This is a genomic window from Flavobacterium sp. W21_SRS_FM6 (assembly GCF_052119645.1).
Lineage (GTDB): Bacteria > Pseudomonadota > Gammaproteobacteria > Enterobacterales > Alteromonadaceae > Paraglaciecola.
Map to the genome: position 1 here is coordinate 24,548 of NZ_JBGQOM010000010.1, position 13,772 is coordinate 38,319.

Consider the following 13,772-nt stretch of genomic DNA (forward strand, 5'->3'; position numbering starts at 1 on the left):
CTACAAACGCGTTATATCATTTACAATCGCGATGCTCATTAACAGCAGCAAAATAACGCCGCCAATTTTAAAGCCAATTTCCTGCACAGACTCAGGTACCGGGCGACCGCTAACTAGCTCTATAAAATAATAGAGTAAGTGGCCACCATCAAGCACTGGTAGAGGTAAAAGGTTTATAATTCCTAAATTGACACTGATTAATGCTAAAAAGCTTAAAAAGTAGACTAATCCGGAACTGGCGCTCATTCCTGCGCCTTGAGCAATGGCAATAGGCCCACTCAAATTTTTGACTGATACATCCCCTGTTATCAGTTTTCCTAGCATTTCGACACTCAAGGTCATCAAACGCCATGTTCGATCAAGTGCCTTGCCTATCCCGTCAATGAAACCGTATTGATAGTCAAACAAAACACCCTCTGGCCAATCACCCAACGTAGGAGTGAAGCCCATGTAACCACGAGTAACGCCGTTATCTGTTTTATCGCCGACTAAGCCTACTAACTTAACTAACTGGCCCGCTCGCTCAATTTCAATTTCAACTGTTTGGCCGGGACGTTTGGAAACATAACCCACTATTTGTTCCCAATTTTGCATAGTAGTTCCATCGAACTGCAGAATTTTGTCTCCTACCTGCAAACCAATGCGTTCTGCCGCTGAATTTTCGACCACTTGGCCCAATACCGGCAGTATCTCAGGACGGAAAACCGTAAAACCTAAACTACTGACCGCCGAACTTTTATCAGGGTCAAACTGCCAATTTTTAATGTTTAGGGTGGTCGTTTTCTCAAACTGTTGTCCCTTGGGCTGCCAGGTAATGTCAATCGTATCTCTGCCAATATACGACATCAGCTCAAAATTCACTTCTTCCCAATTTCGAGTATTACGCGCACCAACGGCGGTAACGGTAGAATTCGCTGAAATAGCACTCTGACTGACAATGGTATCGGGCACTATTTCGCCGATCATTGCCTTGCTTGTAGGTACACCAATCAAAAACATTACGTATAAGGCGAAGACGGCAAAAATAAAATTGACTAAGGGACCAGCGGCAATGATGGCAATTTTCTTCCACACATTTTGCTGATTAAAGGCATAAGGTAAATCCGCACTTGAAACCTCATCAACCCTTTCGTCAAGCATTTTGACGTAACCACCCAGAGGAATAGCTGCAATAACGTATTCGGTGCCTAGTTTGTCTGTACGTCGCCACAAGGCCTTGCCAAAACCAATTGAGAAACGTAAGACTTTCACGCCACAGCGCCGCGCTACCCAAAAGTGCCCCCATTCATGCACAGCAACCAAAATACCAATTGCCAGAATAAAAGAGAGAATATTATGGATAAGATCAAGCATGACTGGCGCTCACTGATTGGCTATTGCCTGCTATTTGAGCAATGACGGTAGCAGCGTGTCGCCGGGCTAGATTATCGATTGCAATGATGCTGTTGATATCTGTCACATCTTGGCGTGGAATCGCTTGCAAACAGGCATCGTTAACCCGTGCGATTTGTGTAAAACCAATCTGCTCCTGTAAAAAAGCTTCTACGGCAATTTCATTGGCTGCATTTAATACTGTTGTTGCGCTTTGACCTGAATTACTGGCGTCAATTGCTAATTTTAAATTGGGATAGCGCGCAAAATCGGGCGCGCAAAAACTAAAATTAGCAAGTTGCATAAAGTTTAGCGGTGCAACGCCTGATTCAATCCGCTTAGGATAGGCTAAAGCGTGTGCAATGGGGGTACGCATGTCAGGGTTCCCCATTTGCGCCAACACTGAACCATCACAATACTGCACCATCGAATGAATAATACTCTGCGGGTGTAAAACCACTTCGATATCGTCGCTTTGTAAACCGAACAGCCAACGGGCTTCAATAAACTCCAAGCCTTTGTTCATCATAGTGGCAGAGTCTACTGATATTTTGCGACCCATATCCCAATTAGGATGAGCACAAGCCTGCTGAGGCGTCATCGAACACAATTGCTCTATAGGTGTGTTTAAAAACGGTCCACCTGAGCCGGTCAGTAATATTTTACTCATACCACTGGCCGCTAAATCGCCGTAGACAAAATCACGTGGCAAACATTGAAATATGGCATTGTGTTCACTGTCGATAGGCAACAACTGAGCTTTTGAACGATTGGCGGCCTGAATAAACAAGTCACCAGACATCACTAGGGCTTCTTTATTGGCCAATAACACCTTCTTGCCTGCGTTCACACCAGCCATAGTGGGCAGCAAGCCTGCTGCACCTACGATAGCAGCCATAACAACATCAACTTCATTGTGAGCAGCAAGCTCTAAAATGGCGCGTTCTCCACACAGGACCTCGCAGGCCAAGCCATGTTGCTTAATGAGCTCTTGCGTTGCTGCGAAGTATTTTTCATCAGCCAAGGCAATATATTGTGGATTGCATAGCGCTGCTTGCTGCACTAATAAACGAATATTTCTATTCGCCGTAAGGGCAAAAACTTGGTATTTGTCTGGATGCCTAAGCACGACGTCAATAGTACTTTGACCAATAGAACCAGTTGAACCCAGTATACAAATCGATTGCATTAAGCCATCCACAACACATAACAAAAAGCGAAGACGGGGAAAGCAGCAGTTAAGCTATCGATTCTGTCCATAATACCGCCATGACCGGGCAGCAAGGTGCCGCTGTCTTTTAAACCTGCACAGCGTTTAAACATACTTTCGTTTAAGTCACCTAGCGCTGACACACCAACCGTTAATGCGCCTACAAGTACGTGAAGCCAAATACGAGAGGGATCAACATGATAATGCAGTGCTGCAAAGGCAATAATGGCTGACGATGCAAAAATGCCTCCCATCAAACCTTCAATGGTCTTACCCGGTGACACATTAGGACGCAATTTATGTTTACCAAATTTAACACCCACAAAAAATGCACCAATATCAGCGGCCCACACAATACCAAGGACATAAAAAATTAGCGATGCACCATAAAAGGGATCAACTTCATATAAGCTAGTACGTAGAGTCACCACCGCAACCCAAGTGGGGATCAATGTCAATAAACCAAAGATGGCTCGCAATATTTTGCTGGTATGCCAAATGGAGCTGAACTTAGGATATAAAATGATCATCAATAATGAGATCAGCCACCAAGCAGAAGCCACTGACAGAATATATTGATAAAGATGATTTAATTGGCCTTGATACCAAATCATATGAGTGGGAAGTAACCAACTCAAAAACAAACACGCTGCAACTATGACTGCAGCGTAAGCAAATTTAGTCCCAAAGCGCGTCATGCCAGACATGCTTGACCATTCCCAAGCACCTAAGCCAACCACCAAAGCAATCAATAACTCAAAGCCCAAAAGAGGCAAGAACAAAATGGCAAATAGCGCCATAGGCGCCAAGATCAAAGCTGTAATAATACGTTGTTTTAACACGTTATTTTATCCAAACTGAGCGTTTAGCTACTGACTTGTTCGCCCGTCATTCCAAATCGACGTTGACGCTCAGAAAAATTTGTTACGGCCTGAAGAAATACTTCTTCACTGAAATCAGGCCAATATTCATCAGTAAAATACAGCTCAGCATAAGCCAGCTGCCATAATAAAAAGTTACTGATGCGTTGCTCTCCACCCGTGCGAATTAATAAATCCACTTCGGGTAAGTCATTGGCACAAGTAAACGAATGGAAATGCGCTTCAGAAATGTCATCTACTGCCAGTGTTCCATCTTCAACTTGTCGACACAATGCTTTCGCGGCGTTGACTATATCCCACTTTCCACCGTAATTCGCGGCAATGTTCAGAGTCAAACCAGTATTATTCGCCGTCAATGTTTCTGCTTTTGTTATTTTTTCGATTAACTTTGCATCAAACCGGCTGGTATCACCAATTACTCTTAGTCTGACTTTGTTTTTATGTAGCTTTTTAACTTCGCTGCTTAAGACTAATTTGAACAACTCCATTAAGACGCTAACTTCTTCTACCGGCCGGCTCCAATTTTCACTGCTAAACGCAAACAAGGTAAGGGCATCAATGTTATTTTTAATTGCAAACGACACTGAAGCCTTAACCGCATCAACACCAGCCTTATGGCCAAATGTACGGATCTTACCTTTTTGTTTGGCCCAGCGCCCATTACCATCCATGATAATGGCCACGTGTTTTGGCATAATTGGGGCTGTAATTTGACTATCCATTTCCATTAATTTTCTAACACCAGTTTAGACTTCCATTAGCTCATGCTCTTTTTGAGCAAGAATTTCATCGATTTGCTTGATATAAGTATCTGTGGTTTTTTGCACAGACTCTTCGCCGCGGCGCGCATCGTCTTCACCAATTTCTTTTTCTTTAAGCAACTCTTTAATATCGTTGTTCGCATCACGACGAATGCTGCGGATGGCTACACGTCCACTTTCGGCTTCAGCACGAACGATTTTAATTAAGTCTTTACGACGTTGCTCTGTCAAAGCAGGCATGGGAATGCGCATCACTGAGCCAGCACTCATCGGGTTTAAACCCAAATCTGATTGCATAATGGCTTTTTCAACCGCTGTAGCCGCACTTTTATCAAATACAGTCAGCGCTAGCGTGCGAGAATCTTCTGCAATAATGTTTGCTAACTGTCTGATGGGCGTTGGCGTGCCATAATACGGCACCATGATGCTATCTAGTAGTCCCGGATGCGCTCTGCCAGTGCGAATTTTTGATAATTGGCTACGCAGGGCACTGATACTTTTTTCCATGCGCTCACGCGCATCATCATTAATGTCATCAATCACGATAATTTTCCTATTTTTGTAGTCATTTTTCGGGGTGGCAAATTAATGTGCCTTCATCTTCACCCAACACCACTGCTTTTAAACAGCCAGGTTTATTCATGTTGAATACCCTGATTGGCATGTTATGGTCTCTGGCTAAAGTAAAGGCAGCTAAGTCCATTACTTTCAATTCTTTATCTAATACTTCGTTATACGTTAAGGTTTTGTACATGACCGCGTGAGGATTTTTCACCGGGTCCGCATCATACACACCATCGACTTTAGTGGCTTTGAATACCGCGTCGGCTTCTATCTCTATGCCACGTAAACAAGCAGCAGAATCCGTGGTAAAAAACGGGTTTCCTGTTCCAGCAGAGAAAATCACCACGCGACCTGACTTAAGTAAACTGATGGCCTCAGCCCAATTGTAGTCATCGCATACACCATTTAGCGGGATAGCGGACATCAATCTGGCATTAACAGAAGCACGGTGCAACGCATCGCGCATCGCTAAGCCATTCATTACCGTGGCTAACATGCCCATGTGATCGCCTACCACTCGGTTCATACCTGCTTTCGCTAGGCCTTCGCCTCTGAATAAATTTCCGCCGCCTATGACTAGGCCAACTTGTACGCCCAGTTCAACCAATTCTTTGATTTCTTGCGCCATGCGCTCAAGTACTTTGGGATCGATGCCAAAGCCTTCTTCTCCCATTAACGCTTCTCCACTGAGTTTTAACAAAATTCTGCGATAGACGGATTTAGGAGCAGTATTCATAGATTGGCATTTCCTTTGGTTTATAACTGTGTCGACGGTAAGCTAATTATTACTTAAAAAAAAGCACCTCAATTTGAGGTGCCCGTAGTTTATATGACAATGGCTTTTGGCAAAAGCCAAAGGCACATTTATTTCTTAGCAGCAGCCATTTGAGCGGCAACTTCTGCAGCGAAATCTTCTTGTTTCTTTTCAATACCTTCACCCACTTCAAAACGTACGAAGTTAATAACCTCTGCACCTTTAGATTTAAGTAAGGCAGAAACAAGCATGCTTGGATCTTTAATGAAAGGTTGACCAGTTAAGCTAACTTCACCAGTGAACTTGTTCATACGACCAGAAACCATTTTTTCAGCGATATCAGCAGGTTTGCCTGACTGCATAGCGATTTCTAATTGGATTTCTTTTTCTTTAGCAACAACTTCAGCAGGAACATCTTCAGGTCTTACGAACTGTGGGTTAGCCGCAGCAACGTGCATGGCAATGTCTTTTGCCAATTCTTCGTCACCACCTTTAAGGATAGCCAAAACACCAATACGCGCACCGTGAACATAAGCGCCAACGTTATCGCCTTCAACAGAGATAACACGACGTGGGCTGATGTTTTCACCGATTTTAGTAACCAAAGTATCACGTACTTCACTTACCTTGCCGCCTTCGATATCAAAACCTGTTAAGGTTTCGATGTCATTTACGCTGTTAGCGTTTGCAACGTTAATAAGTTGTTCACCAAAGGCTAAGAAGCCTTTGTCACGAGCAACGAAATCGGTTTCGCAGTTCAATTCCAACATGGTGGCTACACCATTTTCTACTTTGGTCAAAATCACGCCTTCAGCAGCGATACGGCCGGCTTTTTTAGCGGCTTTAGCTTGACCAGATTTACGCATGTTTTCAATCGCAAGCTCGATGTCGCCATTCGCTTCAACAAGTGCGTTTTTACAATCTAACATGCCGGCGGCTGTACGCTCGCGCAATTCTTTAACTAGGGCTGCAGTCACTGCCATTTTCGTTTCCTCAGCAAATAAAAATTCTTGATTAACAATTAAAAAACAGGGGCCGTTGCCCCTGAGTTTATATTTTCGTTAGTGCAGAAAGGCCTGCACTACGACGAGATAACTTCGTTATGCGGCTAATTACTCAGCAGCTTCTACGAACTCGCCTTTTTCAGCTTGAACCACTAGGTCTTTTTCACGGCCTTCAAGGACGGCTGCTGCTGCTGCGTTCAAATATAATTGAACTGCGCGGATAGCATCATCATTACCAGGTACGATGAAATCTACACCGTCAGGGTTTGAGTTAGTATCAACGATAGAAATAACTGGAATACCAAGATTTCTGGCTTCAGTGATAGCAATGTGCTCATGATCAGCATCAATAACGAAAAGCGCGTCAGGTAAACCGCCCATGTTTTTGATACCACCAAGGCTGCTTTCTAATTTAGCCATTTCGCGTTGCAACATTAACACTTCTTTTTTGGTGATCTTGTCGAACGTACCGTCTTGGCTCTGTTGCTCAAGATCTTTTAAACGTTTGATTGATTGACGTACTGTTTTCCAGTTAGTCAACATACCGCCCAACCAACGCTTATTTACATAAAACTGGTCGCATTTTTCTGCAGCTTCTTTAACTGCTTCGCTTGCCGCGCGTTTTGTACCAACAAACAAGATCTTACCTTTCTTAGCAGCAACACCACCAACAAAGCTTAATGCTTCATTGAACATTGGTACTGTTTTTTCTAAGTTAATGATATGAACTTTGTTACGAGCACCAAAAATGAAAGGTTTCATTTTAGGGTTCCAATAACGAGTTTGGTGACCGAAGTGAACGCCTGCCTGAAGCATGTCGCGCATAGATACGTTTGCCATTATAAATTCCTCAATATGGGGTTAGGCCTCCATATATCCCAGTACTCGATCTTCTACCTACTATTTTGGTAGAAAACACCCCGAACACTGTGTCGATATATGTGTGTTATTTAGGTTAGTTTACCGACAATTAGTTTGGCTAATTTGACCACACCAATTTCAGCGGGGCGCTTTATATCATGCTGAATAACAATATTCAAGTTTAAGCTGCTTAGCCTATACATCACTTTCTTGAAAAGTTAAGATAGTGGCTGTATTCACCGTCGGTGATTAATTTGAAATTTAAATAGGAATTCCGTTTTGCCTGCGACGATAAAAACAGCCTCTGAAATTGAAAAAATGCGTATAGCGGGGCGTCTTGCCGCTGACGTATTGCAAATGATTGAACCTTTTGTCAAAAAAGGGGTAACTACCGATGAGTTGAACAAACTTTGCCACGACTATATTGTCGATGTGCAACAGGCGATACCTGCACCGCTCAACTACGGCCATCCACCTTTTCCAAAATCTATTTGTACCTCAGTGAATCATGTCATTTGTCACGGTATTCCATCTGATAAAAGTTTAAAGGATGGCGATATAGTTAATATCGACGTGACTGTTATAAAAGACGGATATCATGGCGATACCTCTAAAATGTTTGTTGTGGGTAAACCGAGTATTTTGGCTGAGCGTCTGATTCGAGTCACTCAAGAATCGTTGTACAAAGCCATACGCTTAGTTAAGCCAGGAGTAAGGTTGGGTGATATTGGCCATGTTATTCAACAATATGCAGAGAGCCACAACTATACAATAGTACGTGAATACTGCGGTCACGGTATTGGGGCGAACTTCCACGAAGACCCTCAAGTCGTGCATTACGGTAAGCCAAATACAGGTGAAGTACTAGAAGAAGGCATGTGTTTTACCATTGAACCTATGATTAACGCGGGACAAAGACAATCTAAAGTGCTACCCGACAAATGGACTGTGGTTACTAAAGACCGCAGTTTGAGTGCCCAATGGGAACATACCTTACTAGTGACCAAAGATGGGGTTGAAATCCTGACTTTGCGTGATGATGAACAAATTGAACGTATCATTAGTCATTAAAATTATATGCTAGCTTGATATCAAGCTAGCAAAATACCTCGCCAACTGACACAGTATTACTCTTGAAAAACATTGGTTTACGTTTTTTAACCAAGATAAAAGAGCTCTTTGTAGAGTTACTCCCTGACTGATAGTAAAAGGAATCTAACTTGTCGTTACAAAGCCTAATTGCACAAATAAAACTGATTAACTCTGCTGATAACATCGCGGGATTTAAGGCGTGTATTGCCAATAGTTACGAATGGTTAAACAGTGAGTTTAGCCGTGGTGATGTGACTGGTTTAGTCATGGGTAGAGCTACCTTTATTGATAGCATGTTACGCCATCTGTGGCGTTTATCTGACTTAAACCAACAAAAGCATCTCAGTTTAATTGCTGTGGGCGGCTACGGCCGAGGCCAATTACAGCCCTATTCAGATATCGACTTATTAATACTCAGCAGTAAATCATTTTCAAAAAGTCAGCAAGACAGCATTAGCCGTTTTATTACCCTGCTGTGGGATATTGGTTTAGATTTAGGGCAGTCTGTTCGTACGATTAAAGAAACCTACAACCATGCAAAACAAGACGTCACCATAGCCACCAACTTGGTGGAAGCGCGTTTGTTGATTGGCAGCCAAGATACCTTTGAAGAATTGCAAGAAAAGCTACAATCTCGCAGTTATTGGAGCAGTAAAGATTTCTTTTTAGCCAAGTTAGAAGAACAGACCTTACGTCATTCAAAATTTAAAGGGACATCCTACAACCTAGAACCAAATATCAAAGAAAGTCCAGGCTGTTTAAGGGATATTCAATCGATTGGCTGGGTGGCAAAAAAACATTTTAAAGTCATTGATGGTACTGAGCTCATAAACAAAGGCTATTTCAATGAGCAAGAACTGGAAGAATTGATTGAATGTCGAAACCATTTGTGGCGTATGCGGTTTGCTTTACATCTAATTGCAGGACGAAGTGAAAATCGCCTGTTATTTGACTTTCAAACCGATGTAGCGGCTAAACTGGGATACGGTGAGGATGGTAAAGCTTCAGTCGAACGAATGATGAAAGCGTTTTTCCGAACAGTAAGACGGATCAGCGAATTAAATGAAATGTTATTACAGCGCTTTAGCTCGGATGTACTCGCCGCTAAAGTGAAAGTAAGCGAAAACATTAATAGTGATTTTGAAGTACTAGATGGGCTGATTGCACCTCGCCATAACGATGTATTTAACACCCCTGAAGATATTCTTCTTTTTTTATTAACGGTCGCTGATAACCCTCAAATTAACGGGTTGCATTCGAGTTCTTTGCGCCAATTACGATTAGCCAGACGTAAGTTTCACAGCCAGTATTTTGCTGAACGACCAGAGTGTCGGAAACTTTTTATGCAATTGATGAAACATCCCAACTATTTTGCCATCGCCTGGGATATCACTCACAAACATGGGATCATTCAAGCCTATCTACCCCAATGGGACCATATCGTTGGCATGATGCAATTCGATTTATTCCATGCTTATACCGTTGACGAGCACACGCATCGCTTGATCAAAAATGTGTATCATTATGGCTTACCTGAAAACAAAGATTTTCCTCGCTGCGGCCGCATTGTCAAGAATCTGGATAAGCCAGAATTGCTTTATATCGCGGCGATTTTTCACGACATCGGTAAGGGTCGTAATGGTGACCATTCCAAACTTGGCGCCATAGATGTTGAAGAGTTTTGTCAGACTCACGAAATTGAAAGCAAAGATGCCGAACTGATCAGTTGGTTGGTGGAAAACCATTTATTGATGTCGGTCATTGCACAGCGCCGTGATATCTACGATCCAGATGTAATCAATGAGTTTGCGACACAGGTACGCTCGCACAATAGCCTTAATCATTTATATGTGCTTACCCTAGCTGATATAAGGGCAACCAACGATAATTTATGGAATGACTGGAAAGCTTCACTGCTGCGTGAGTTATTCTTACTGACTCAAAAAGCACTGGATAATGGCTTGGAATGTAAGGTTGCGATTCAAGACCGAGTCGATGAACACCAAACTAAGGCAAAGGCAATTTTGCTTGAAAATGGCATGAACCCTATTCAAATTGAACAATTCTGGAAACGTCTCAGCGACGATTATTTTGCGCGTTTCAAGCCAGAGCAAATAGCATGGCATGCCAATGTTATTTTGGCTTCTCATCCAATGACCGATGATTTTTTATTGGTTGAAGCCAATGAAAATACAGCTAAATCGGGCACCGAGCTTATTGTTTACGGCAAGATGAAGAAAAATATGTTTGCCCAAATTGCCTCGGTTCTCGACAGTCGCAATGTATCCATTCACGACGCGCAAATTATGCGCACTCATGACGGATATATTTTCGATAGCTTCATCATTCTTGAACACAATGGCGATCGAATTAATTCTGCATCGCGATTGAATAGTTTGAAAAAAGCCGTTGAAACACAGCTTACTAAACCGGGTCAGGATCACAGCAACAAACGCAAAATGTCACGGCAAATGAAACAATTAGACGTGCCAACAAAAGTCCGCTTTTACCCTGGACACAGTAATGTCACACTGGTTGAATTAGAGGCACTTGATGCCCCAGGCTTACTCGCTAAAATTGGCGAACTGTTTGTCGAGTTGGAGTTTAACCTGCATATGGCTAAAATTTCTACCATAGGTGAACGAGCAGAAGATTTGTTTATTGTGAGCAGCAAAGACAACACTCAATTAACGCAAAATCAGCAGGTACAATTTAAAACCCGTTTAAACGAAACACTGCATTAACAAGTTTACTGCTAACAAATATCATTTTTAGCCACTGCGCTTTGAGCTTAGCAACATCAATGCATGACTAAGCTCAAGTCTTTGGTTCATATAAACGCCATAAAAGTGGCACCCTTTTGTCACAAAAGGGTCTTACCCTAAGTTAACTGCCGTTACTTTTGTGTGAGTATTATGTTTACTGTTGACGAAGTACTAACTAAACACTATCCCAGCCTGACCAACAAGCCGCTGCTATCAAAGTCCCTGACCTTTTTATTAAGACGACTATTACATGAACGTGAAATGCAGGAGTTTGCTCAACAGTTTCCCCATGTCCGTGGCATTGATTTTGTAGAGCAAGTCTTAGATTACTTCAAAATTTCTTACTCGATACGGGATGTTGAAAAACATCATATTCCCAGCGAAGGACGCGTGGTTATTATTGCTAATCATCCTATTGGCTCTTTAGACGCGCTAGCCCTTATTAAACTGGTCAGCGAGGTCAGAACCGATATAAAAGTGGTTGCCAACCAACTGCTCATGGCACTTGAGCCACTGCATCCTTTATTATTACCAGTGAATAGTATGCAAGGCGGCACCGCAAAGGCGCATATTCAAAAAATACAACAGCAATTAGAATCAGAAGGCGTAGTCATTGTATTTCCTGCTGGCGAGGTTTCAAGGTTACGTCCGCAAGGTATTCGCGATACCAAATGGCAAAGTGGCTTCTTACGTATCGCAAAACTAAGTAAATCTCCTATCCTGCCAGTCTTTATTGATGCGAAAAATTCACCATTGTTTTACAGTTTATCAATGGTCTACAAGCCATTAGCGGCCATGTTGTTAGTCACTGAAATGTTTAAACAGCAGCGTAAGCACCTGCCCATTCGCATCGGCGAGGTTATACCACTGGCCTCGTTTGTTACGCTTAATCTGCGTAAAAAGCATCAAGTCGCTTTATTTAAAAAGCATTTGTACAAAATAGGCCACGATAAAGTGGGCATATTCACAACCCAGAAACCAATCGCGTTGCCTGAAAACCGTGTGGAATTAATACACGCTTTAAAAAAACAGGGTGAACGCTTAGGTGAAACCGCAGACGGTAAAATCATCTATCTGTACAAGCATGCTGAAAGTTCACCAATTTTGCGTGAAATAGGCCGCTTACGTGAAATCGCATTCCGAGCAGTTGGCGAAGGCACCAATAAAAAACGCGACTTAGACCAGTATGATCAAGACTATTTCCAGTTGATCTTATGGGATCCAGAAGAGTTAGAAATTGCAGGCGCTTATCGTTTTGGCGATGCTAAAAAACTGATTGCCAACAAAGGCCTCAAAGGCTTGTATTCTGCGACCTTGTTCGATTACGGTCCTGATATGACCCCTTACTTTGAACAAGGCCTAGAGCTTGGACGAAGTTTTGTACAGCCCAAGTACTGGGGTAAACGCAGCCTCGATTATTTGTGGTATGGCATTGGTGCTTTTTTACAAAAACACCCACAATACCGCTATCTATTTGGCCCCGTCAGCTTAAGCAATAATTATCCAGTTGCCGCCAAAGACTTACTTATTTCGTTTTATCGCTTGTACTTTGCCCAAACCCAAGCCGTTGCTAAGGCTAAAACGCCTTACATTTTACAGACCCCAGAAGTTGAGTATTTTGTCGGTAATCACTATCAACAGGATTTTTCTACCTTAAAACATTTACTGGCGAATTTAGGTGTCGCGGTACCCACGCTTTACAAACAATACACCGAAACCTACGATGAAGGTGGTGTGCACTTTATCGATTTTAACATCGACCCGGATTTTAATGATTGTATTGATGGCTTAGTGTTAGCAGACATTTACTCATTAAAAGCCAAAAAACGCGCAAGGTATATGCCGAGATCCCACCACTGATTTAAGTTTTCGCTAAGCTACGAAGTATTCGCTGCGCTTACTAATAAATAGCCTGCAGCCACTAGGTTTTAAGCGCTGCGCGACGGAATAACATGCGGCGCCTAAAAGAGCATCGCTACGCGACAGCAATTCATTGCGCTTTTCGTACGCTTCAAGCCTTCCGAGTATACTTTTTTGCAACGGCACAAAAAAGTGGCCAAAAAACGCCGCTCTCCGACCAACTTACTGATCCCATTTCACATGTACCCTGCTATCAAACCGGCACGGAGAGTACATCCATATACTTCCCTCACCTTGCCCATACGGCCTGTCTGGACATTTGACAAGGCACACAAAAAATGGGGAAGTTGGAGTCGACAGGAAAACCACTTTCTTCGAATACCGCCCTAGGATTGATCTTTAATTTAGCGCGATATATATTCCAAAAGCTCTGCGGTCGCTGCACTAATACAATCTTTTTTAATAATTCCATACTATCAAACAACAACACAGCGGTAATTTATTTAGGCTTTATTACATTTAACTAAAATCGGCTGTGTACAAAAACAGGGAATATGGTCGAAGACAGTTTGATTTTAACCCCGCATAAACGTTCCTTGATTTGCGCTTAGCATTGACTGAGCAAATTGGCTGGGATTGTCAGTTTAGC

11 protein-coding genes are annotated in these 13,772 nt (G+C 42.6%); 3 read left to right on the forward strand and 8 right to left on the reverse strand.

The window, feature by feature from the left end:
• The 8 genes from rseP to rpsB all read right to left on the reverse strand — a co-directional run bounded on the left by rseP (position 1) and on the right by rpsB (position 7,385).
• Positions 1-1,353 carry a sigma E protease regulator RseP gene (gene rseP, locus ACEN2L_RS15845; protein ID WP_441745100.1) on the reverse strand — a complete coding sequence of 451 codons (1,353 nt, stop codon included), beginning with the start codon at positions 1,351-1,353 and terminating at the stop codon, positions 1-3.
• Positions 1,346-2,560, reverse strand: coding sequence for a 1-deoxy-D-xylulose-5-phosphate reductoisomerase (gene ispC, locus ACEN2L_RS15850; protein WP_441745102.1), 1,215 nt, complete (start codon positions 2,558-2,560; stop codon positions 1,346-1,348). Before ispC ends, rseP begins: the two co-directional genes overlap by 8 nt.
• Positions 2,560-3,423: a phosphatidate cytidylyltransferase gene (locus ACEN2L_RS15855; RefSeq protein ID WP_306020619.1), complete on the reverse strand. Its 864-nt coding sequence runs from the start codon at positions 3,421-3,423 to the stop codon at positions 2,560-2,562. The genes ispC and ACEN2L_RS15855 overlap by 1 nt, the downstream gene beginning before the upstream one ends.
• Before the next feature lie 23 nt (positions 3,424-3,446).
• Positions 3,447-4,190 (reverse strand): polyprenyl diphosphate synthase, encoded by a 744-nt coding sequence (gene uppS / locus ACEN2L_RS15860; RefSeq protein WP_306020621.1) that lies wholly within the window; start codon positions 4,188-4,190, stop codon positions 3,447-3,449.
• Between the two features lie 18 nt (positions 4,191-4,208).
• Positions 4,209-4,766, reverse strand: coding sequence for a ribosome recycling factor (gene frr, locus ACEN2L_RS15865; RefSeq protein ID WP_306020622.1), 558 nt, complete (start codon positions 4,764-4,766; stop codon positions 4,209-4,211).
• A gap of 22 nt (positions 4,767-4,788) precedes the next feature.
• Positions 4,789-5,523 (reverse strand): UMP kinase, encoded by a 735-nt coding sequence (gene pyrH / locus ACEN2L_RS15870; RefSeq protein ID WP_306020624.1) that lies wholly within the window; start codon positions 5,521-5,523, stop codon positions 4,789-4,791.
• A 128-nt stretch (positions 5,524-5,651) separates the two neighbouring features.
• Positions 5,652-6,524: a translation elongation factor Ts gene (gene tsf / locus ACEN2L_RS15875; protein ID WP_306020625.1), complete on the reverse strand. Its 873-nt coding sequence runs from the start codon at positions 6,522-6,524 to the stop codon at positions 5,652-5,654.
• 129 nt (positions 6,525-6,653) lie between these two features.
• Entirely contained in the window at positions 6,654-7,385 is a 732-nt protein-coding gene (rpsB, locus tag ACEN2L_RS15880) for a 30S ribosomal protein S2 (protein WP_306020626.1), read from the reverse strand.
• A gap of 300 nt (positions 7,386-7,685) precedes the next feature.
• Between rpsB and map the strand changes: the two genes are divergently transcribed.
• The 3 genes from map to ACEN2L_RS15895 all read left to right on the forward strand — a co-directional run bounded on the left by map (position 7,686) and on the right by ACEN2L_RS15895 (position 13,123).
• On the forward strand, positions 7,686-8,477 hold the full coding sequence (map, locus tag ACEN2L_RS15885; protein ID WP_306020628.1) for a type I methionyl aminopeptidase: 792 nt from the start codon (positions 7,686-7,688) through the stop codon (positions 8,475-8,477).
• Between the two features lie 149 nt (positions 8,478-8,626).
• Complete coding sequence (gene glnD, locus ACEN2L_RS15890; protein WP_306020630.1) at positions 8,627-11,242, forward strand: [protein-PII] uridylyltransferase; 2,616 nt, start codon at positions 8,627-8,629, stop codon at positions 11,240-11,242.
• A gap of 171 nt (positions 11,243-11,413) precedes the next feature.
• A complete protein-coding gene (locus ACEN2L_RS15895) occupies positions 11,414-13,123 on the forward strand; it encodes a GNAT family N-acyltransferase (RefSeq protein WP_441745107.1) in 1,710 nt (569 codons plus the stop codon).
• Positions 13,124-13,772: the final 649 nt, after the last annotated feature.

Bases quoted from the DNA above. Each gene is read 5' to 3' on its own strand.
- rpsB (WP_306020626.1), bottom strand. From the start codon at position 7,385: ATGGCAAACGTATCTATGCGCGACATGCTTCAGGCAGGCGTTCACTTC.
- tsf (WP_306020625.1), bottom strand. From the start codon at position 6,524: ATGGCAGTGACTGCAGCCCTAGTTAAAGAATTGCGCGAGCGTACAGCC.
- rseP (WP_441745100.1), bottom strand. From the start codon at position 1,353: ATGCTTGATCTTATCCATAATATTCTCTCTTTTATTCTGGCAATTGGT.
- ACEN2L_RS15895 (WP_441745107.1), top strand. From the start codon at position 11,414: ATGTTTACTGTTGACGAAGTACTAACTAAACACTATCCCAGCCTGACC.
- pyrH (WP_306020624.1), bottom strand. From the start codon at position 5,523: ATGAATACTGCTCCTAAATCCGTCTATCGCAGAATTTTGTTAAAACTC.
- uppS (WP_306020621.1), bottom strand. From the start codon at position 4,190: ATGGAAATGGATAGTCAAATTACAGCCCCAATTATGCCAAAACACGTG.
- ispC (WP_441745102.1), bottom strand. From the start codon at position 2,560: ATGCAATCGATTTGTATACTGGGTTCAACTGGTTCTATTGGTCAAAGT.